At 53.0% G+C, this 22,071-nt stretch carries 16 protein-coding genes, 1 tRNA gene and 2 pseudogenes; 4 read left to right on the top strand and 15 right to left on the bottom strand.

Annotated elements, in window-relative coordinates; genetic code table 11:
• The first annotated feature begins 15 nt into the window (after positions 1-15).
• The gene (locus tag HGD79_RS11000) at positions 16-738 is read left to right on the top strand and encodes a class I SAM-dependent methyltransferase (protein WP_001298887.1); all 723 of its coding nucleotides are present in this window, start codon (positions 16-18) and stop codon (positions 736-738) included.
• Here HGD79_RS11000 and rnhA read toward each other — a convergent pair.
• The gene (gene rnhA, locus HGD79_RS10995; RefSeq protein WP_000917888.1) at positions 735-1,202 is read right to left on the bottom strand and encodes a ribonuclease HI; all 468 of its coding nucleotides are present in this window, start codon (positions 1,200-1,202) and stop codon (positions 735-737) included. The genes HGD79_RS11000 and rnhA overlap by 4 nt on opposite strands.
• Positions 1,203-1,266: 64 nt before the next feature.
• Here rnhA and dnaQ point away from each other — a divergent pair, with 64 nt between their 5' ends.
• From dnaQ to HGD79_RS10980, 3 genes and pseudogenes are all read left to right on the top strand, one after another.
• Positions 1,267-1,998: a DNA polymerase III subunit epsilon gene (dnaQ, locus tag HGD79_RS10990; RefSeq protein WP_001297205.1), complete on the top strand. Its 732-nt coding sequence runs from the start codon at positions 1,267-1,269 to the stop codon at positions 1,996-1,998.
• A 132-nt stretch (positions 1,999-2,130) separates the two neighbouring features.
• Positions 2,131-2,207, top strand: a tRNA-Asp gene (locus HGD79_RS10985).
• 326 nt (positions 2,208-2,533) lie between these two features.
• Positions 2,534-3,319, top strand: a pseudogene (locus HGD79_RS10980) (hypothetical protein).
• 136 nt (positions 3,320-3,455) lie between these two features.
• On the opposite strand, the gene ykfM reads toward HGD79_RS10980, so the two are convergent.
• From ykfM to tssF, 14 genes and pseudogenes are all read right to left on the bottom strand, one after another.
• A complete protein-coding gene (ykfM, locus tag HGD79_RS10975; protein ID WP_001236649.1) occupies positions 3,456-3,935 on the bottom strand; it encodes a protein YkfM in 480 nt (159 codons plus the stop codon).
• Between the two features lie 9 nt (positions 3,936-3,944).
• Positions 3,945-4,859, bottom strand: coding sequence for a hypothetical protein (locus tag HGD79_RS10970; RefSeq protein WP_000908052.1), 915 nt, complete (start codon positions 4,857-4,859; stop codon positions 3,945-3,947).
• 43 nt (positions 4,860-4,902) lie between these two features.
• Complete coding sequence (locus tag HGD79_RS10965; protein ID WP_001284199.1) at positions 4,903-5,385, bottom strand: Hcp family type VI secretion system effector; 483 nt, start codon at positions 5,383-5,385, stop codon at positions 4,903-4,905.
• Positions 5,312-6,761, bottom strand: a pseudogene (locus HGD79_RS10960) (VasL domain-containing protein). Before HGD79_RS10960 ends, HGD79_RS10965 begins: the two are co-directional and overlap by 74 nt.
• Before the next feature lie 10 nt (positions 6,762-6,771).
• On the bottom strand, positions 6,772-10,206 hold the full coding sequence (gene tssM, locus HGD79_RS10955; protein WP_122985538.1) for a type VI secretion system membrane subunit TssM: 3,435 nt from the start codon (positions 10,204-10,206) through the stop codon (positions 6,772-6,774).
• A gap of 108 nt (positions 10,207-10,314) precedes the next feature.
• On the bottom strand, positions 10,315-11,727 hold the full coding sequence (gene tssA / locus HGD79_RS10950; protein WP_001240530.1) for a type VI secretion system protein TssA: 1,413 nt from the start codon (positions 11,725-11,727) through the stop codon (positions 10,315-10,317).
• Positions 11,728-11,731: 4 nt separating this feature from the next.
• Positions 11,732-12,475 carry a type VI secretion system-associated protein VasI gene (vasI, locus tag HGD79_RS10945; RefSeq protein ID WP_000088862.1) on the bottom strand — a complete coding sequence of 248 codons (744 nt, stop codon included), beginning with the start codon at positions 12,473-12,475 and terminating at the stop codon, positions 11,732-11,734.
• Positions 12,472-15,237, bottom strand: coding sequence for a type VI secretion system ATPase TssH (gene tssH / locus HGD79_RS10940; protein WP_168848396.1), 2,766 nt, complete (start codon positions 15,235-15,237; stop codon positions 12,472-12,474). The genes vasI and tssH overlap by 4 nt, the downstream gene beginning before the upstream one ends.
• A gap of 8 nt (positions 15,238-15,245) precedes the next feature.
• A complete protein-coding gene (gene icmH / locus HGD79_RS10935; RefSeq protein WP_000343298.1) occupies positions 15,246-16,007 on the bottom strand; it encodes a type IVB secretion system protein IcmH/DotU in 762 nt (253 codons plus the stop codon).
• 4 nt (positions 16,008-16,011) lie between these two features.
• Entirely contained in the window at positions 16,012-17,343 is a 1,332-nt protein-coding gene (gene tssK / locus HGD79_RS10930) for a type VI secretion system baseplate subunit TssK (RefSeq protein ID WP_000246449.1), read from the bottom strand.
• A 2-nt stretch (positions 17,344-17,345) separates the two neighbouring features.
• A complete protein-coding gene (tssJ, locus tag HGD79_RS10925) occupies positions 17,346-17,870 on the bottom strand; it encodes a type VI secretion system lipoprotein TssJ (RefSeq protein ID WP_001080149.1) in 525 nt (174 codons plus the stop codon).
• Complete coding sequence (tagH, locus tag HGD79_RS10920; protein WP_001113725.1) at positions 17,867-19,147, bottom strand: type VI secretion system-associated FHA domain protein TagH; 1,281 nt, start codon at positions 19,145-19,147, stop codon at positions 17,867-17,869. Before tagH ends, tssJ begins: the two co-directional genes overlap by 4 nt.
• Before the next feature lie 24 nt (positions 19,148-19,171).
• Complete coding sequence (tssG, locus tag HGD79_RS10915; RefSeq protein ID WP_000348793.1) at positions 19,172-20,254, bottom strand: type VI secretion system baseplate subunit TssG; 1,083 nt, start codon at positions 20,252-20,254, stop codon at positions 19,172-19,174.
• Positions 20,218-22,068 carry a type VI secretion system baseplate subunit TssF gene (tssF, locus tag HGD79_RS10910; RefSeq protein ID WP_000393844.1) on the bottom strand — a complete coding sequence of 617 codons (1,851 nt, stop codon included), beginning with the start codon at positions 22,066-22,068 and terminating at the stop codon, positions 20,218-20,220. Before tssF ends, tssG begins: the two co-directional genes overlap by 37 nt.
• Positions 22,069-22,071 lie beyond the last annotated feature (3 nt).

The raw sequence follows: 22,071 nt of genomic DNA, 5'->3' as shown, positions 1-22,071 counted from the left end.
AAACGGAAGGTTGTGATGAAACCGGCAAGAGTCCCTCAAACTGTCGTGGCTCCTGATTGCTGGGGCGATTTGCCCTGGGGAGAGCTTTATCGCAAGGCGCTGGAGCGCCAGCTCAACCCGTGGTTCACTAAAATGTATGGTTTTCATCTGCTTAAGATTGGCAATTTAAGCGCAGAAATCAATTGCGAAGCGTGCGCGGTTTCTCATCAAGTGAATGTTTCTGCGCAAGGAATGCCCGTCCAGGTACAGGCGGACCCACTTCATCTTCCTTTTGCCGATAAATCCGTTGATGTTTGTCTACTGGCACATACATTGCCGTGGTGCACCGATCCGCATCGTTTATTGCGTGAAGCCGATCGGGTATTGATTGATGATGGCTGGCTGGTGATTAGTGGCTTCAATCCCATCAGTTTAATGGGATTACGCAAACTTGTGCCGGTATTGCGCAAAACCTCGCCCTATAACAGCCGGATGTTTACTCTGATGCGGCAACTGGACTGGCTCTCTTTGTTGAATTTTGAAGTGCTGCACGCCAGCCGTTTCCACGTTCTCCCGTGGAACAAACACGGTGGAAAACTATTGAATGCACATATTCCTGCGCTTGGTTGCTTACAACTTATTGTTGCCCGGAAACGGACTATTCCTTTAACGCTAAATCCGATGAAACAGAGTAAAAACAAGCCACGAATTCGCCAGGCGGTTGGAGCCACCCGGCAATATCGTAAACCACAGGCTTAAACTTCGACTTGATAGCCTGTATCTTCCAGTGTGGGATTCATTGCCGCAGCACGGGCCAGTTCATCACAGCGTTCGTTTTCCGGGTGTCCGGCATGGCCTTTAACCCATTCCCATTTGATTTGATGCTGCCCCAATGCAGCATCAAGACGTTGCCAGAGATCGACATTTTTTACTGGTTTTTTGTCTGCGGTTTTCCAGCCACGTTTTTTCCAGCTATGGATCCACTGAGTGATCCCCTGGCGGACATACTGGCTGTCGGTACTCAAAATGACTTCGCAATGTTCTTTTAACGCCTCCAGCGCGACAATAGCGGCCATCAACTCCATACGGTTGTTGGTGGTGCGGGTGTAGCCTGCGCTAAAGGTTTTCTCGCGTCCGCGATAGCGTAAAATAGCGCCGTAACCCCCAGGTCCTGGATTGCCCAGACACGAACCATCGGTGAAAATTTCTACCTGTTTAAGCATCTCTGGTAGACTTCCTGTAATTGAATCGAACTGTAAAACGACAAGTCTGACATAAATGACCGCTATGAGCACTGCAATTACACGCCAGATCGTTCTCGATACCGAAACCACCGGTATGAACCAGATTGGTGCGCACTATGAAGGCCACAAGATCATTGAGATTGGTGCCGTTGAAGTGGTGAACCGTCGCCTGACGGGCAATAACTTCCATGTTTATCTCAAACCCGATCGGCTGGTGGATCCGGAAGCCTTTGGCGTACATGGTATTGCCGATGAATTTTTGCTCGATAAGCCCACGTTTGCCGAAGTAGCCGATGAGTTCATGGACTATATCCGCGGCGCGGAGTTGGTGATCCATAACGCAGCGTTCGATATCGGCTTTATGGACTACGAGTTTTCGTTGCTTAAGCGCGATATTCCGAAGACCAATACCTTCTGTAAGGTCACCGATAGCCTTGCGGTGGCGAGGAAAATGTTTCCTGGTAAGCGCAACAGCCTCGATGCGTTATGTGCCCGCTACGAAATAGATAACAGTAAACGAACGCTACACGGGGCATTACTCGATGCACAGATCCTTGCGGAAGTTTATCTGGCGATGACCGGTGGTCAAACGTCGATGGCTTTTGCGATGGAAGGAGAGACACAGCAGCAACAAGGTGAAGCAACAATTCAGCGCATTGTACGTCAGGCAAGTAAGTTACGCGTTGTTTTTGCGACAGATGAAGAGCTTGCAGCTCATGAAGCCCGTCTTGATCTGGTGGAGAAGAAGGGCGGAAGCTGCCTCTGGCGGGCATAAATACCTGTAAAAGGCGCTAAAAATAGCGGCTTGGGCGATTTTTGCAGCAAACGATTCAAAAGATGAGAAAAACCGTTGACGAAGGGTGAGGCAATCCGTAATATTCGCCTCGTTCCCAACGGAACACAACGCGGAGCGGTAGTTCAGTCGGTTAGAATACCTGCCTGTCACGCAGGGGGTCGCGGGTTCGAGTCCCGTCCGTTCCGCCAAATTCACTCATGAAAATGAGTTCAGAGAGCCGCAAGATTTTTAATTTTGCGGTTTTTTTGTATTTGAATTCCACCATTTCTCTGTTCAATGATTTTATTCTGGCGTAAGTGCGTGATTCTCGCTTGTTGTCTCATTCATTAAAATTCAATAATGATATCGAACCATTCAGCTTAAATATATTTCCAGAGAATAAATTTATATTGATTAAATGAATGTATATTTCAAATTGATTTTGTTTGTTATTATTTAAGTGGGGTATATAATTAGAGTCCGTTATCAATGCTAAATATTCTAATCATTATGACAGGCGAGGGAGTGTCCAATTATGAATTCAAAAAAGCTTTGTTGCATATGTGTGTTATTCTCGCTGCTTGCAGGATGTGCCTCTGAATCTTCTATTGATGAAAAGAAGAAAAAAGCTCAAGTCACACAAAGTAATATTAATAAAAACACTCCCCAGCAACTGACAGACAAAGATTTATTCGGTAATGAAACCACTCTGGCCGTATCCGAAGAGGATATTCAAGCTGCGCTTGATGGAGATGAGTTCCGCGTTCCCCTTAATTCTCCTGTAATACTTGTTCAATCCGGCAACCGCGCACCGGAAACCATTATGCAGGAGGAGATGCGAAAATATTATACTGTTTCCACATTCTCTGGTATCCCGGACAGGTAAAAGCCTCTGACTTGTAACAAAAACAAAGATAAAAATGAGAACGAGGATGTTGCCAGTGCTGAGAATATGAACTGGATGCAGGCACTGCGTTTTGTGGCTGCAAAAGGACATCAGAAAGCGATTATTGTTTACCAGGATACATTGCAGACAGGAAAATATGACTCTGCGCTGAAATCAACAGTATGGTCCGACTATAAAAATGAAAAACTCACCGACGCTATCTCCCTGCGCTACCTGGTACGTTTCACGCTGGTGGATGTGGCAACAGGTGAGTGGGCTACCTGGTCGCCGGTGAATTATGAATATAAAGTGCTTCCACCATTGCCCGACAAGAATGAAGCCAGTACGACTGATATGACAGAGCAGCAAATCATGCAACTTAAGCAAAAGACCTATAAAGCGATGGTAAAAGATTTGGTTAACCGCTATCAATAATAAATTATATCTGCCGCCAGGAATTTCTGGCGGCAATAATACAAAATTCTTTGCATAAGAAATTTTTCTTGACAAAGACAGTGCAAGAAAGGACATGGAATCCGGAGTTAAAAACTGTTTGTTTTAGAATATTTAATTATTTAACTGCTGAATCTTCCTTGCGAGAAATATATTCATTATTACATTTCATGCCATTTTTAATATAGATTGCTCCTGGGAAAATTCCCGTATTATTACCGCAGGGGTGATAATTAGCATTGACATATCCTGTGACAAAAGGAGCTATTAAAGGTGCTATTACGATAGCTATTAGTAAAAATATAAGAGTTAGCTGTATTGTTATGTCTGTGGCGAAATTGACTACCTTCGTTTTTTTGATTAAGAATGATTTTATTATCGTAAGTAAAATTACATGAACATTTAAAAAGGAAAACGACATGAAACCAAAGCACAGAATCAACATTCTCCAATCATAAAATATTTCCGTGGAGCATTTTATTATTGAATATAGAGGTTTAACTCCGGTAAAAAACAAAGAAGCATTGAATGCAGGGAAAAATAATATGGCCATAAAAAACATCGAAAGAAACTCTTTTAATTTAACATGTAAACGCATGGTTAATCCTCATATCACGGGTGGAGTGTTAAGAACATACATAAATGGAGTCATGTTTTCCCTTTTCCATTTATCAAGTTCCTGTTGCCGTTTTAGTCCATCTCTAATTGCATATTTTAATTTTTCTGATAAATGGCATTGAGCATCGATTTCATTTAAAACAACTGTACACACTATCCCTGTCAGTAAAATTGCTCCTCCGACAAGAATTACTGGAAAGCCAAAGCTAACACAGGCAAAAGAAGCCAGGCTTCCAATAGCGGTTGCAACACCACCGGCTATAACTGCTTTGGCCACATCCATTGAAAAATCGCCAAGAAAATTAACCAGATCTCGCTCTGAACTCATAATAAATTCTATGGTTCTCCAGGCTACTGAAAACCAGATACAGAACTTAACTCCTTTTATTGATTCAGATAAAGCTCCTCGCCAGCCAATAGCGAGTTCCAGAACTTGAGGCGCTCGTGAAGAGAAAATATATTTACCGAGCTTTTCTAAAAGCCAGGGGCTGGATGTTGTGATTTTTATATATTTCTCTCCAAGTATTTCAAAGTAACTTGCTTTTGTATACTTTAAGGCATTAAGGTTAAATATAATTTTCCCATTGTCATCAAACTCAGTCATTAATTTACCCGCGTTAACTAACCAGGCGAGTGTATCTTTTATACCTGAAGGATGTGTAGTGATAAAATGAATGTAATCAAATGATGTTATTGGGCTGAGTATTTTTTTTGCAACATCAAGTGTCAAGAGAATAACATGATGAGTGTTCTGATGCCTTAACTCATCAATGAGTGGGACGTCGTTAAGATAAGGGTGCTGAGGTACTAGCTGGTTTATCGGCTGAGCCCCCCGAAGAATGTCACCCACATAATCAGCCCACTGTGCATTCTGTGTGTTGTTGTTATTCCTTAAACCAGCCATTTTATCTCTCCGCAATAGTAATTTATTATGTTATTACAGTAAGTTACTGTACACGATCCTGCCATTTACTCATTGCATTCGTACCGGCTAATGTATGCTCCCAGGAAATATCTTCATAAATAAAGGCAATTCTCTCCTGTGGTTCCAGTTCTTTTTCCAGGACAGCATGCGGTGTGACAAAATCAATACTTGATATTCGGGCTTTTGACAGATTTATTTTATAATAAGGCTGGTAAATACCCGCTTTACTGGTTCGGTAGAGTATAAATTCACATATTGCCATTTTTTCATTGTCACTAAGTGCTTTTGCCAGCAATGGTGAGGATTTATCAACCGGTTTGGTGATAATTAATTCATGATGATTGACATTTTGACTTCTTGAGATGGAATGCATTAACGCATAAACCATGATCTGATCTTTATGTTCTGGCTGCGCTTTGTTTCCGACAGAATCAAGCGTTGAGCAACCTGCTGAAATCAGCCCTTGTGTCTCTCCACTCAAAGATAAATAACTTATATTTGCCATGATAATCTCCTTTAATTAAATAATTATTTTTCGGCCGTGGTACCGGTTGCCGCCTCTGGCATGACGTTATTCTTCAGCAGCAGCCAGCGGCTTAACACGCCTTCGAGTCGCTCATTAATTTGTTTTTCCAGCGCATCTGTATTCTGCTTCTGCGCACGGGCATCCTGGTACTGCGTCAACAGAGACTCAACGGGTGTTTCCTGCCCCAGTCCCCGCTCCGCCTGCCAGATGACATTTTTGATATAGGAAAGGGTTAGTCCCTCTTTCTCGCGCTGCATCACTAGATCTGCAAAAGCATGTAAGTCCTGGCGGGTCTGCAACCAGCCACGCAACTGCGGGCTACTCTGTGCGCGGGTTTTGAGTGCCTCATTCCATTGTGTCGAGGCCTGTTGCTGTTGCAGGCTTTCCGGCCAGCGACTGTCGGCAACACGCATCATCTGCATCCCGGTTTCCAGCGGCTGTACCGGGGAGGTATCAAGAAGTTGTTGCAGCCTGCGCTCATAGTTTTCGAGTTCAGGTGAGGCCATCCACACCGTTGCTGCGCCCTGAGCGGTGTCGTTAACCTGTAACAGTTGCTGCTGTACCGGATAGACCTGCCACCACCACAATGCTGAGGCGACAGCCACTGAACAGGCGATCCCTGCGATAAACCCTCTTACCGTACTGCCTTGCTTTATCACACTGGCCTGTGGGGGATTCTCTGTCAGACTGCGCACTTCCACTTTCATCTCAGGCAGGCCGGGCAGGGGAGGCACTACCGCTTCTGGTGTGGAAGATGCCTGTGTTTCCGGGGCATAAATCAGCGTTCTGACCGTGGTCTGTGCGGCGTTCTCAGTGTTACTCTTCAGCTGGGGTTCAAGCCGTTTACGCGTGTTCTGCATAAAATAGAGCAGATTCTCCACGCGCGGAACGCGCTTCAGTTCCACCTGCTGGAGCTTATCGCAGATAAGCTGCAATGCCCGCTCTGTGCGGTAGATCAGTGGTAGGTCGGATTCCGCAAAGGAGATTTGCTGACGCAGAATATTGCCGGTTCGGGAGTTAAACCAGTCCAGCATTTCAGTACGCGCCGGGCCGCCCTGCGGCCAGAACTTATCCCAGTCGTGGCTTACCATTGCCGCCAGCAGTTCCGCACCTTCGCAGAATCCCGCCAGTCCCTGTGTCCGTGTCCGGGCAAGCGTATAGTAGGTGGCGGTGTGTAAATCCACACCGTTGGCTTTAAAAATCGCCAGTGCCAGCGACTCCACCAGTTTCCAGTTCAGCTCAGGCTGTGACGGGTGGCTGGCTTTGTTTATTTCCTCGCGGATGGCGCTGAATTCCGGCAGCCCGCGCGGGTCACTGCCGGTAACGATAGTTTGTGTCAGTACGTTACTATTCATCCCTGCCTCCTCAGTACAGTGTGTCTGACAGACCAAACTGGCTGAACAACCCACCGCTGAACGGGTTATCTTCCGTGTCGGTATGCACACGGTAGGTCATCGCGCCACCGTCCACGCTAAAGCGCACGGTAAAGTTGCCATCCTGTACTCCGGTCAGTTGTCCGGCCCCGAACAGGCGGAACTGCGCCCACGGCCCGCTGAAGCTGATACTGCGCGGCGCGTTGCCGCTGGTGCCGATGAGCGTCAGCTTACTTTCGTTGCCTTCGCGCATGTTGTTAGGCCAGACCAGATGGGCGGTATAGTTACGGCCCTGGCTGTAATCGACTAACTGACCGTCAAGGTTCAGTACACTGCGGCGTTTATTGCCTGAAAGCGATACCGTTTCCACGGCAAAGGATGTTCCCAGACCGTTCTGTTTGCTGAAGAAGATGTCACGGATTTTCTGCGCAGTTTCCAGTTGCGCAATAATATCTTCGCGAATAATGACGTTGTTATCGCCATCCTCCAGACTCAGGTCATTATCGATAAACAGCTTCAGGTTCTGCTGGTAGAAGGTATCCAGTATGCCATCCGGTTTAAAGAAGCGTTCGAAGGCATCCAGTGAGGCATCCTGTGCAGAACGCGGATTAAACGGATAGTTATTTGCCAGTTGCTCGTTAAACGGTTTCACCACGCTGTCGCGCCAGTCCACTTCCATATAATGAACAGCCTCCACCATCACCACATGCCAGGCCTGGTCAGTCAGTCTGCCAACCCAGCGGTTGAGCGGAGCAGGCAGCGTTTTTGCCATCTGGCGGGTGGCGAATATCGGATCGCTGCTGTTCTGATCAAGCCGTAACTGCACGGCTTTCAGCGCCGATTTCCCTGGTACAGGCGCGTTCTGGATTGCCAGCAGGTAGCGGTGCAACTCGGTGAGTTGCTGATACACGGCCTGCATCGTGCTTTCTTTGTCTTTCTGTACTGCCAGGGTACTGTTTTCCGGGGCGAATTCATGCCCGAGGCGGGTGAGTAACTGGTAATCCGGCTCTGCCAGGGCTTCCTCCCGTTCTTTGGCAGAGAGTTTTTCAGAAAAGACGCCTGGCTGTGTGTTGTCACGCAGCACGGTCAGCGCCCGCTGCAAAGGCTGGTCGCCGCTGATAACCTGCTCCAGCGCCCCGGTCAGTTGTCCGATGGACTCAAAATTGCGGATATTCAGATTGTCCATCCCGGCCCGCCAGGTGGCGGTGTAGTCGCTGATATACTGCTCGGTCAACTGGCGCTGGATTTCCGCGCGGTCGGCGTCACTGTATTTCACGCTGCGGGTAAGGTTAAGTACCCAGGAATCCATCGCCGTCAGTTCAACCAGTTCATCGCGCTGTTTTACAAAATAGCTTTGCAGGCCGTAACGGGTAAGAAACTGTGGAACAACCAGTTTGTTGTCATCGGCAGATGTAAACACCTGGTCAAAGGTTGGCCCTACCTGGTCACGCAGATTGAGGTCGGCAGGAAGAACGCCCAGCGCCCGCGTTTTCAGGCTCTGGTAAACCCGCTGGTAGACAGGCAGTTTGCTCAGTTCTTTCTGTGCTGATACCACGGGCTTGTCATATGGCGTCCAGCGGCTGATGGCGTCACCGTCGCCCGCCTGACGCTCTGCGTGCCAGTCAGTATGAGCCAGCGCGTAGTCAAGATGGGACATCAGTTGTGCCTGGATATCGCGCTGACCGTGGAACTTTTCGCTCCAGCGTTTTGCCATATACTGCTTCACCACCTGATTGTTACGTCCGCTTTTGTCCTCCAGCATTCGCATCACGCGCAGCACCGCGAGTTTTTCTTCACTCTCCGGCGGCGCGGCGTTCAGCGCTTTGACCAGCCCGTTAAACAGCGAGGGCAGGTAACGTTGCTCCAGCAGTTGCAGATAGGTCTGTTCCACATAAGGCCCGATACGTCGTCCCTGGTACAGTCCCATATCGGCCAGACGGCTGCGGTCGCCCCAGTCGCCATAGGCCAGTGTGGCATCGCGCACCGGGTTCAGGAGCGGCAGTTGCAGGTTGCCAAAGTCATCTTCCCCCTGCGGAGGCGGCACGTCCATAAAGGCTTTGGCCTGCTTAAGCACGGTGATGCCAGACTGATAGTTACCGTTGTAATAGTGATGCCAGCCGGTGATGAGCAGCAGTGCTGCCACGCCGCCTGTGGCAGAGAAAACCGTCAGGCGGCGACGGGAACGTATCAGCCAGGCGCGGCTCTCTGTTGCCAGATTAGGCTCTGCGAGTAATGCCTGCGGGAACAGGCTGCGGGTGAAATAAGGCGCGGTGTCCACCAGGGGCCAGGACGCCAGTGGGTTATTGCCCAGCCGGTACTGGCGGGCGGCAGACTGGGTGAATATATCATCCATCTGTCCACGCTGAAGCGAAGAGGTGAGATAGACACCACGCAGCATCACGTTCATATTTTCGCCATCAAGCAGACCCTCAAGCAGTGACACCAGCGGTTCACGGCTTCCCTGCATCTGGCGGGAAAAACTGAATAAAGACGCGCGGGTGTGAGTCTGAGCGACCATCAGATCCGGCAACGCCAGATTCATTCGATCCACCCATGTCTGCCAGAAAGCATTCAACTCTGTTCGCCAGTCATCATTTTCATGGGCACGGCGGGTGAACGTGACGCCCAGAATCGCATCGCGATCCTGTCTGTTCAGGGACTGAAACAGGGCGGCAAAACCCTGCAATAAATCAAGCCGGGTAAGTACCACGTAAACCGGTAACTGGCAGTGAAGATGCTGGCGTATATCCTGCAAGCGGCTGCGCAGCGCCTGTAACAGATGCTCGCGGCGGCGTTTGTCTGCGGTAAGCAGATCGGGTAAATCGAGTGTCAGAATAATCCCATTCAGCGGCTGGCGCGCGCGCTTTTCTTTCAGCCAGCCGAGGGCATGTTCCCACAGACGGCGATGCAGGATATCCGCATCAGCGGGAGCGCAGAGTGTGCCGTCGATATCAAAGATCACCGCCTGTTTACCGACATGGGGCGTGAGGTACAGGCGTTGTTCTGCGCCGCGTGCGCCCTCCGGGGCATAAATAATGTCGGACGGAAACCCCTCGCGCAGCAGTGTCGTTTTGCCACTGCCCGCCGGGCCGATGACCATATACCACGGCAACTGCCACAGGAAACGGCGGTTGTCGAGATGGCGTTGCAGGCGCAGCAGCCAGCGGTCAAGATAACGCTGCTGGGCGTTCAGTTCCACGCTGAGCGGATCAACGGCTTCCTCGCGCTGTTGCTTTTGCATTTTTTCAAGCTGTTGCAGGCGCTTCATCACCCGGACGGTAAGCCACATCAGGGCAATAATCCCCCACGCCGCCGTTGCCAGCCAGCGGTTCGCCAGTGGTTTGAGCCACTGTTCTTCATACAGCGTCCACGTCGGGCCTTTCCACCAGATCCACACCAGCAGAAAAATCCACGCCAGTATCAGCAGCCAGAAAGCAGAGACTTTAAACCGGGGCATCGCCGGTCGCAGGGCTGATTTGAGTCCGCTGAGTAGTCGGGGTGTTGGTAATCTGAACACAAAAACTCCTGTTCTCTTTTATTGTTCTGCCGTGAATTTTTGTTCTAGCTGCTCAAGCAGGGACGGCTCCCAGTCTGCCACCATCATCTGCAATCCCATCCTGAACAACATCCGGTACTGCTGCTGCGCAAGCTGTACCAGCCCCGCCTCTTCCGTCAACTGTGCGGCAAGGTACTGGCGGTGAAACTGATCGCGGGGATCGCCTTCGGGTAGCATGTCCAGATATCGCAGCGCCGCCTCCAGACCCTGCTCAGCAAAACAGGCTCTGGCTGCCTTCGATTCCTCACCGATTTGCGCAACCGGTGCAACTTTGGCGTCGGGCGAAGCTGCCAGCCATTGTTTCGTCTGCTCACTGATAAACGGTGTGTGGTCATTAAACAGCAGCCCGGTAAGCTGGGGCAGACGCTCAAGGAAGCGGATGACCTCATCGCGGATGGCGTCTGCCACCTGTTTGTAACCCAGACGCAGCGCCGTCTGTGCAGAAAGGCAGTGACCATCCAGCCAGTAAGGAGCCAGCAGTACGCTTTTCTCCACCTGCTGCCACAGCGCCATATCGGCACTACCGAGCTGAGCATGGTAATCTGCCACCATATCGGCGGAGACCGCAGCCAGTGGAGTACGGCCATCGCTTTCCGCCTGGGGCGTACTGGTGATGTTCTGCCAAAGCGCATGGCGGCGCAGACGGTAGCCCTGCGGTGAATCCGGCTGGCGTTCACATAAAATGGCCGCCACTTTTAACAGCGTGTCGCGCCAGGCTTTGTCGTCGTGACTGTCGATGACGATTTGGGGAGCCGGAGCACTGGGTTGCGTCACGCCGCTTTCAGACGTGGCGGTGGTCTGTGGTGAACTACCGGAGGCCGCCGGAGTGGGGACAGGAGCCGGTGCCGCACGATTAAACGCACGCTGGTACAGGGCAAAAAGATCATCAGTAGCCTGTGCCAGTTCCGGGGCGTTATGTGACTGCCAGCATTGCGCCAGTTTTGCCAGTTCCCCTGACAGCGCATCGCGCTGCGCTGTGGCGGCGTTCTGTGAAAAAACTTCAATACCTGTTTCAAAGCGTTTAATGACCTGGCTGGCAAAGCGTTTTTTATGCGCCATATTCTGCGGCGCAGCCACCGCCCAGTAATGCTCCACATACAGCGCCAGCAGGCGCAATGCGAGATGAGGATCACCGGCGTGTTGCAGGGTTCTCAGCAGATGCGCCAGCAGACGAAAATCCTTACTCTCCGAAGCCAGAATGACCAGCCCACGGCGCTGGAGTTCCGGGATATCCAGTTGACTGTGGGCCAGCGATCCCAGCTTGACGATTTCGCCGTCGATATACTCCCAGTTCGGGTTGTCATCTTTCAGCGCCGATGCCAGTTTCTCTTCCGGCAGGTTTTCCAGCAGGTGCGATATCCAGACATTCGGATCGCGTAAGTCCATTGCCATATTTTTATTCTCCCGCCCAGTGGCAGGCATCGCGCAGGGGAGCAATCGCCCTTGCCAGCCCGTCAATGTTAAAGGTCAGCTTTCCGGCGGCATTGTCTGCGCCGGTATCCACCGTCAGCGTTTTTGCGCCGAACAGTTGCTTAATTTCATCAATCCCGGATAACCCCCGGCTGGACTCCAGCAGGGTGCCGTTCTCGCGCACAAACCAGTGGCTGCGCAATGCCCGGTTGTCGGCATTCAGAGTGACGGCGATATCATGGACATCCAGAGGGTGCATCAGCGCCACCTGCATCCGGGTGATATTGTCCACGCAACTGAACATCAGCACCGGGCGTGGCGGAACATGACCGATAGCCGGGGTGGTTATCACCACCGTCGGGCGCTCCCCCGGCACCTGCGTCACCAGCAGTTCTGTGGTGTTGCCCTCGCGGCGTTTTTCCTGCTCTGTGGCGCGGGTCCAGGCCTCGCCCACAAAACCGGCTTTGACCAGCGCCCCGTCAAACCCTGACGGGGACAGCGGTGCCAGCAGGCGGTCATAGCAGTCAAGCCGCTCCAGCGCCGCGGACTCCCGCCGACAGGACTGCATGGCCTGTAACGTGGCTGTCGCATCCGGCGGGGTCGTGGTGGCGACGGCGACCGCCACACCGGCCATTGACGATGCTTCTGCGGGCGCGGCAGTGGCGGGTAAGCCCGTCATCAGGCCCGCGATAAACCATCCTGTCTGCCGGAAAACGCGCAACCTGCTCATAAAACCGTTTCATCCTTTGTGACGGACTCGTCGTTCTGAGCATCTTCCACGTCTGCCGTAAATGCGCCGTCCACTGCCGACAACCGAATCCGGGCAACCGCCGTATTCGCCGCCATTTTCTGCAACAGCAGCAGGGAGAGCGGCGGCAGCATATTGCCGTCGATGACCGATTCCAGCATCCTCGCGCCGTTTTCCGCGCGGGTGACGCGGCTCATGATTTCGTCCGTCACTTCCGGTTCTATAATCACCTCCGCGCCAAAGCGGCTGCGCAGCACGTTATCCAGGCGGGCCAGTTTCCCGGCAATGATGGTGGCGAGCGTCTCTTTCGACAGCGGCAGGTACGGCACCACTTCCATACGCGCCAGCAGGGCAGGTTTGAAGAAGTCGGCCAGCACCGGATACAGTACTTCCTGCATGGTTTCCGGGTCATCGGCATGCTCGACTATTACCTGGTAGCCGAGGTTGGACGTCAGGAAGAAGACGATATTTTTGCAGTCAATCAGGCGGCCTTCACCGTCTGCCATTTCGCCCTTATCGAACGCCTGGTAGAACAGGTTGAGCACATCCGGGTGCGCTTTTTCCACTTCATCGAGCAGTACTACCGAGTAGGGTTTCTGGCGAATCGCTTCGGTCAGTACGCCGCCTTCACCGTAGCCAACGTAGCCCGGAGGCGAACCAATCAGTCGCGAGACGGTATGTTTCTCCTGGAACTCGGACATATTGATGGTGGTCAGGTACTGGCGACCGCCGTAGAGCAGCTCTGCCAGTTGCAGGACGGTTTCAGTTTTACCCACGCCGCTGGGGCCAGCCAGCAGGAACGCGCCCAGCGGGCGTCCCGGACGGCGCAGGTCGGCGCGTGCGGTCAGCAGGTGTTTGTGCAGGCTGGCAATCGCCAGGTCCTGGCCTTTGATGGTGTCGCCGAGCCATTTTGGCAGGTCGGTGATGACCGACATTTCATTCTGCGACAGGCGGTTAAGCGGCACGCCGGTCCATTCGGCAATCACCGCCGCAATCTGTTTTTTATCGACGTGCGGGGAAACCAGCAACCGGTCGTTATGCAGGGCGTCCAGTTCGGCAGTGAGATGTGCCAGACGTTGTACCGGGGAAACTGTTTCAGCGGTCTCTTCCGGCTGTTCGCTGCCAGCTTCATCAGCCGGTTCGGCACCGGTATTATCCTGCTCTGACTCTGACTCTGGCTGCGTATCCTCCACGGTATCTGCGTCCGGCAACGGCGCCGCATCGTCCTCTGCCACGCCCAGTAACTGCTGGCGCAGCGCAATAATCTCCCGGACCAGCGTCTGCTGCTGGTGCCAGGCCGCTTCCAGTTCATCCAGCGCCGTCAGCGTTTCATCATACTGCACCAGCACCTCGGTCATCCGTGATGTGTCGGTACGCAGTCCGATGCGAAGCTCGCGCTCAAGCTGGCGAATTTCCGCCTCCTGCTGGTGGCTCAGAGTGGTCAGCGCCGAGATTTGCTTCGGCGGCGACGACAGGTTGATGGCCACACGGGCGCAGGCGGTATCCAGCACATCAATCGCTTTGTCCGGTAACTGACGCCCGGAGAGATAACGCTCGCTTAATGTCGCAGCGGCCTGCAAGGCGTCATCATCAATCAGCACGCCGTGAGACTGTTCATAGACCGCCGACAGACCGCGCAGAATAATGGTGGCTTCGGCAGCGTTGGGTTCGCTGACCTTCACCAACTGGAAGCGGCGCGACAGGGCGGCATCTTTTTCGAAGTATTTTTTGTACTCGCTCCAGGTGGTGGCGGCGATGGTTTTCAGCTCGCCGCGCGCCAGCGCCGGTTTGAGCAGGTTGGAGATATCCAGCCCACCCTGCTGGTTGCCCGCGCCAATCAGGGTATGTGCTTCGTCGATAAACAGAATGACCGGCACCGGGGAGGAAATGACCTCCGCCATCAGCCCTTTGAAACGTTTTTCGAATTCACCCTTCACCGACGCTCCGGCCTGCAATGCGCCCAAGTCAAGGGTCATGATATCGGTGTTTTTCAGCTTGTCCGGCACATGGCCTGCCACGATGCGCAGCGCCAGCCCTTCGATTAAGGCGCTTTTACCCACGCCTGCTTCGCCCACCACCACCGGGTTGTTCTTGCGGCGGCGGCAGAGAATGTCGATCATCAGGTCGATTTCGTGGTCGCGGCACAGTACCGGGTCAAGCCTGCCGTTACGGGCGTCTGCGGTCATGTTTTTGGCGTAGCGGGCAAGCAGGGTGTCAGCAGCGTCCGTCAGTGTGCCTGCGCCTTTACCGTCTGCATCCGGCACGACTGATTCCGCCGACTCCTGTGTCCATTGCACAAAGTCCTGTTGCAGACGGTCACGGTTAATGCCGGTCAACAGCCGGGCGGCAGCAGGCGGTATATAACGCAGCGGCGAATGCAGCAGGGCCAGCAGCAACACGCCGCCACGCAATTCGCTGTGCTGCATCTCAGCCGACGCCAGCAGCCAGCCCTCTTTCAGCCACTCAACCAGCATCGGGGAAAATGCCGGGTAGCTGTCCGCAGAACGGGCAGTTGTGTAGTTCTCCACCGTCAGCGCCTGGCGCAACTCTTCCATGCCAATATCGCCCTGGCGGGTAATAACCCGCAGGTCACTGCGTGGCATGGCGAGCATCTGAATAAGCACATGGCTGACGGTAATTTCCGCTGCCTGCTGGCTCATACATTCAGAGGCGGCCATCTCCAGCGCCTGGCGGGAGAACAGGTTAAGCCGTTTTACCAGCGTGGGAAGATCAATCTGGATCATAAACGTCCTTATCGAAGTAATTTGTTTAGCTGGTGCAGGATGTCCTGCGTCTGGCTGTCCAGCCGCAACAGATAGAACAGGTAAAACAACGCCAGCACGACAACGCCACCACAAAAAATATGTTTAATGGTCAGGCGACTGATGAGCTGATAACGCCCGCCCTGGGTTTTTTTGTCCTGGTGTAACAGCGGGAAAGGGGCATCGCCGCGTAGTTTATGCAGGACGTGGTACAGGCGGCGGTAGATCTGCTCAAATTCCCCCTGATCCTGTGCTGCCACTTTGTAGCGCCCGCGAAATCCCAGAGAAAAACAGAGCCAGAGAAATTCCAGCAGATCCTGGTAACGTTTGGGTTCACGGATCAGGCGCTCCAGCAGGATGAAAACTTTCTCTCCACCCCAGGCTTCGTTGTGGAAATGGACCAGCAATGACTGCTTGATCCACTCGTTCTTGTTCGACCAGCCGTTACCGAGCGCCGCTTCATCAATAAACGTGCAGAGGATGTAGCGAAACGAGATAATCACGCCCGGTTCGTAGCCCTGCTCCTGAAGCAGTTGCTCCACGGCCTGAACATCCGTCACCACCTGAGCAAAAAGATGCTCCGGCATCGTCTGGCTGTTCATGGTTGAAAGGCGCATTACCATACCGAGTAGCGGCGTGGCCGCGTCGATCATCGGATTCAGGCTGTTGCCACGAAGCGCGAGATGATAGTCGCGCTGGCTTTTTTCGTCGTATCCGGTAAATGGTGGCAGAGACAGTGACCCCTCATCCATCGTCTTACCCTCTTATCGCCCACAGTTGCATGTTCAGATCCGGGAAACTGCCGGATACATGCAGTGCAACGGCCCCGGCGGCAGCCATTTCTGTCCAGGCCTGTCCGCTCTTGTCGAGTTCGAAATAGCTGAACCCGGAATGGTAAGGAAGCTGGCGGGGAGCCACCATCAGGGCACGCAATGGAATGCCGGGTATCTGCACACTGACCATATTGCGGATTTTTTCCGGCGAGGAAATTTTCGACTGCTGGATAAACTGGCGCTGGATCTGATCGACCGGCATGTTTGCCGCCACAGCCAGCACAAAGGTGGCAGATTGCAGCAGTTCTGTGTCATGGATATCGGCCTGCCAGATACCGTCACGCAGATGCAGCGGCAGATTAACGGCTCTTGGCGACAGTACGGTATGCAGCGCCCGTTTGACTTCCGGTAACAGCGTTTTAAATGTTTTGGTCAGGTCATGATGATCATACACATCAAGCGGGCAGGGCAGGCGCGACGGCTCGGTAAAGGTCATCAGTTCACCCAGCAACCCGGCAAGATCAAGGTAGAAATCTTCCGGGTGGAGCTGGGATCGACGAGCGCGATGGGTAAACCGGGTCTGGTTACGGTTAAGTAACTGCAACATCATAAATTCCGCCACATCCGCGATGCCGCTCTGCGCCGGAGAGCCAATGCGGTTTGCCAGATCGCTTGCCCGTCCGCCAATGGCCCCCTGTACCTCTTTGAGATAAACACGCAGTTTCTTACTGACCTGAATATTCTGGCAGGAGGGGATAAAATCGTCATCCAGCGTCAGGGAGCCGTCGGCATGGCGATCACTGATACGGCAAAGCGGGAGCGTAATATAGGCGCTCATATCTTCTGCACCGCTCATAATGCGCGGCGTCAGTTGTCCCAGCGTCAGTGTTCGCGTGTCACCTTCTTCTGAATGCAAATCCCGGACATCGGCATAATTCAGCCGGTAACGCCCGATTCGCCGCCCGTCGCTGATTTCATTTCTCACATCACTGGCGACCGGCAGAGCGAGGTAGATATTGCGGCTTCTCTCGTCCGGAAAATGTTGCGGGTGCAGCGGATCGGGCAGTGCGTCCTGGTCGGGGATAGAAAAGACGGTGCCGTCGGGCAGTGTGCCTGACGCGCTGTCAATCATGATCTTACCCTGTGCCAGCAGTTCATTGTTGAGAGTGAGTTCGGTAAATCCCCAGGATAAATTATTCATGGCCCGGAAACGCTGGTTATCCAGGTAGTCGTTGTAACGCTGCTGCTGCTGGAAATGGTGTGGACGCATCAGCATCCCTTCCTGCCACATCACCTTGTTGCGGGTGGTTGCCATAATTATTCATCCTCTTTTTTCATTTCGATGCTGCTTTGACGTACATGCACCAGCAGGCGGTAATGGTGGCCGGTTCCTTCCACCGTCTCGATTTGTTTCCATTCAGTGGCCTGGTCATCGGAGAAATAGGCCACGACACCAATAAACTGCGTTTTCTCATCCAGCTTTACCGGCGGCAGGGTTTTGATGGTGTCCGGCAACAGGTTGAAATCCTGGTGGTCGATATAGTTTTTACCCAGCACATCCGGTAGCGGCGTACTGGCTATCTGGTCATAGTCGGCTGCCAGCAATTTTGAGTCGTCAGTCAGGTACACCAGTTGCACATCCACGGCGGCTGATTCACCTTCCGCATTGGTATTGGTGTCCGGTTCGGTCAGCAGGGTGACGGTTATTTCCGAAGGTTGCTCCTTCAGGCTCCCGACCTGGATATCCGGGTTTTTGATCACCTCACTGATTTTTTTCGCCGTTTCGCAGCCGGTTAATATGACGCACATCAGCACGCAGGCCAGAAACGCCTTCCTGTTCATGCTTCCGGCTCCCGCTGTTTTTCACGAAGCACCCGGTCATAGACTTGGGCGTAGACCTCGTTAAACAGCATCTCAAACCCCTGCTGGCGATCGGAGGCCAGTTCTTCGTAATAATGGCTGTACATTTGCCATGCTCCGGCATCATCCAGCGGCTGGCGCAGTTCATGGCTGCGGCGGTACTGCACAAAGCGGCGCAGCAGATTTTGTGGTGAGAAAGCATCCAGCAGGACACGAAGCGACTCCACAATCGCTGCCCGGTTAGCTTCTTCGTGGTGGCGGACATTGCGCAGGCTTTCACTGACGGCGGCGGGAGCCGCCAGATGTACCGGGCTTTTACCTTCGGCAAACATTACGTCGAGCGCGGTGGCGTAATCCATGTTCAGGCGCAGCGGGTTATCTTCCAGCGGGCGCAAATGTTTGTCTGAGAGGCTGTTACGCTGCTGCTGCAAATCGAGCAGACCTTTTATTGCGGCCTGTAACGTTCGTCCGGCCTCCTCCAGAAAATCATCCGCATCGTCGGAATTGCTCATGGTAAGCGAGCCGCCAAGACCGCGCAGTAAGGGGGTGACCGCAAGGTGGCGTTGCGCCATTTCTGCCGCAGAGACGTCGTCATTACGATCGCCGGGGCTGGCATAAATGGGCGGCAGATCCATAAACGGAGTATTGATCCCCCCATTACTTGCCGGATCGGACAGCGGTGCCGATGGCCGGACAGCCGCAATGCCTGAAAGCGGATCGCCCGTGGTAATCAGGCTTTCGGACTGAAGTGCCTGGAGTGGATCGGCAGAAAAACCGTTTACCACGGTGTCTGCAAGCTGGTGCCGGTGAGTCATTCCCGGATAGTGTGGCGTACCCTCCGTTGATAGCAGGGTATCCGTGAGCATATCGCGATTGGTAACGATGGTTTCGGGAGTGGCCATTTCCTCATCGTAATGGGGAATATCTCCCCGGTTCAGATGAACCCTCACCATCAGCCGTCCGATCTGGATCTCATCGCCCTGGCGCAACTGTATTAGGTCTGATGTTGCTGTGACTTTTGCCTGATTCAGCCACAGTTGTGCCGTCTGCGGGCGCAGACAAAATGTGCCATCGTGCAGGATAACGGTAAAAGCCTGGGCCGGAATGCTCTGCTGACGATCCTGTACCGACCAGTGGCATTCGGGGCCATGGCCGACATTTCCCTGCTGTGTGAACAGACAGCGCGCCGCCCGTCCGCTTTCCAGCTCACTGCCGTTAATGACCTGCAATGAAAGCGTCTGTAGTTTCTCTTCCGGCATATTCTGCTCCGTGATTATCATAATTTACGACCGTACCCTGATGGTGACTGAGGGTCGTTCTTCCGGTGTGCCGAGGAAGCTGGTCCAGCCCAGCAGCGCACTTTTGTTATCGCCCAGGCGCATTGCGCCCACCTGCTCCGGCGCCAGCCCCAGATGTAAGTCCCAGGCAAGCTGATCGCGCAGGATGAAGGACACGAACATCGTCAGTGGCAGGAAGTTTTCGCCGGACGGCAGAAAAGAGAGGAACTGTTTTCGGGTCAGGCTGGTAATACTGAGCTGGAATTTTCCGCTGAGATCGGGCACTCGTGTACCCAGAACAAAGTTGCCCAGTACCGATCTTCCCGCCAGTTTTTCGCCATTTTTAAGAGAATAGCTCCCCAGACTATTTTGCTGATCCGGTTCAATATCCACCTTGCGACGTTGCCAGTTTTGCAGCGTCACTTCTGACAAATCAAAGCAGTGGGACACCAGGCCACAGATTATTTCCGGGGATCGTCCCGGATTTGCCAGGATCCCGGAATACGCCAGCATTTTGCTGTGATTAATCGCCAGCTTATCGCGAAGCTGGCGGTGGCCCAGCCCGACAAGGGAGTACATGCGCTGCGAGAACGCATCCACACCGCCGTTACGAAAACTGATGTGATAGCGGTACTTACGCCAGATATGCCAGACAAACTGGGTCAGGCGGTGGCTGAACATATCCAGAAAATCACCTACCGGACTTTGTTCATGTACCGCTTTCCAGGCCAGGTGATCGAGGTAATAACCGGGGAGAGGCGACTGGCTCCCCTGTAACCCCATAAAGGTGGTGGTCATCCTGAATGCCCCTGATGTATCCCGTTTCAGCGCACTGATATCACTGCACGGGAAGGCAAGGCTGGCATCGGCGCTGAAACGCAGGGTTTCCTGTGCCGGATCGTCACGCAGGGATAATTCTGGCGTCCCCTTTTCACCCTTTGCCAGGCGGTGCAACAGCTCCGCCATCGCAAAAAAATTGTAAGAGCAGGCATTATGGAAAACCTGTGCCAGCGGATCATTCTGCTCTTTATCTGCCGGGGGATTTCCCGGACTCAGATAAGAGGATGCTGCCCGATTCTTTCCGTCCATTTCCATGTCTCCTGGCTTTCTGTGTTCACAACGGTCAGCATGTGGAATGAGTTAACGCTGGCGTACAGCGACAGAAAATGCGAAAGCACCGTACCGAGCAGATACATTTCCCCTTCACAGACAAACGGCTCCGGGTGCAGATACAGCGTGGAGGCCAGTCCCCGGACGGGAATACCCGTAAACAGGCGATCAACGGGGCGGGTCTCCAGACGCTCAATGGCATCCAGCTTTTGTTGTGACAGCCGTGCCGTCTGCGGATGATGGATTGCGTGGCGATCAAAGTTGGCGATGACCTGCTTCAGCGCGTCCGTATCCAGTAATGACAGATAATTCAGGTTCATGGCGGAGAGTAGGGACCAGTGCAGGCTGCCATCAATGACCGGCCAGAGTGGTTGCGTCGGGCGGGTAATGTTGCGAAATGAAGCAACAGCTGCATTTTTACCGGTTGTGCCGGTGATATCGCCGGAACGAATTTGTGACGGAAGCTCACGGTTGGTACAGGTCAGCGATACCGAAACCACTTCATTACTGAGCAGAGATTCGTCTGACGGATAACTGCCATCAGCATGTATAAAGGCAAGGGTATGATCAAAGCCGCGATGGAACAGGGATGTTTTGGTCCGGTGATGCCAGTACACCACTTCCCGCTTCCGGCTGTATTCCATCTGATGGCTGAAACTTTCAAAGGCTGGCCACTGGCGCGCGGCCTGCGTCGAAACAGGACGCCCCAGATCTTTTTTCCTGAACATATCCTGGACCTGGCTCACCACACTGTTAACGGAAAATACATCGTAATGTTGTGGGTAATGGCGGCTGGGAACCAGCGGATAGTCTGCCCGCCGGTTGTCCAGCGTGATGGCTTCTGCATGGTGGATAAATAAATTAATGGCAGGTGCGCAATACAGGCGCAGGGAATCGCGGCGCAGCCGGATGTCCACGGGCAAAGGGCGCGAAAAACGCAGTTGCAGGGTAAAGAATTCCGCCTGCAATCCGTCAGGCAAAGCCGGACAACCACAAAGATCAAAAAAGAGAAACGCATCGGGGTAACAGAAATACTCCTGAAGGATCCGGTAGCCGCTGTGGACGTTTTTCGGCCAGGGCAGCATGGCATCCTGCGGCTCAAAACCGACAGCTTTTAGCATAAACTCAGGCAGGCGAATATGCTGTTCACCCACAGTCAGGTCGGCACCCTGCAAGTATTCGCAGAACCATAAATAAAGCTGGTCACGGGTATAGTTGTCGTCATTGCCGAGCCAGAAGCGAAGTTTGTTCAGATCCAGCGTGCGGAAGTCCGTTCCCGGTGCGACCGAAAAGGTGATGTTGATAACACCATTACGGGTCGTACTGCGGTTTTCAATCTGCTCCAGGCGAACGGGCAGCAGCCAGATATCCCGGCAGAGAGTGAAGGTACAGGGAGGCGGCTCCTCCTTTTTAGCATCAGAGGGCAGCACTTCATCAACTCTGATTTCCCCGGCGTTGGTTGTAAACTGCTCATTACGGGGGATTAACACCGGTACAGAAGACTTATCCATATCCGGCGTATATTCAATAAGGGTCATTGCCGGAACCGGACGCAGGTAATTAGGCCATAGCATCTTAATAAGCCCGTGCGTCAGTTCTGGGAATTCATCCTCAATTTTCTGGCGGAGATTGCCGGTAAGAAAAGCCACCCCTTCCAGCAGGCGTTCAATATCCGGATCCGCATCTTTTTCGGCCAGGAAGCGGGCCAGATGGGGTTTTTCCGTTGCCAGCAGCTTGCTAAGCTGGCGCAGGTAATCGAGTTCTTCCCGGAAATAGCGTTCTTCAAATTCCATTTG

Source organism: Escherichia sp. SCLE84, assembly GCF_012584495.1.
Lineage (GTDB): Bacteria > Pseudomonadota > Gammaproteobacteria > Enterobacterales > Enterobacteriaceae > ECMA0423.
Note: the sequence above shows the minus strand (reverse complement) of the source record. Positions and strands in the feature narration are given on the sequence as shown.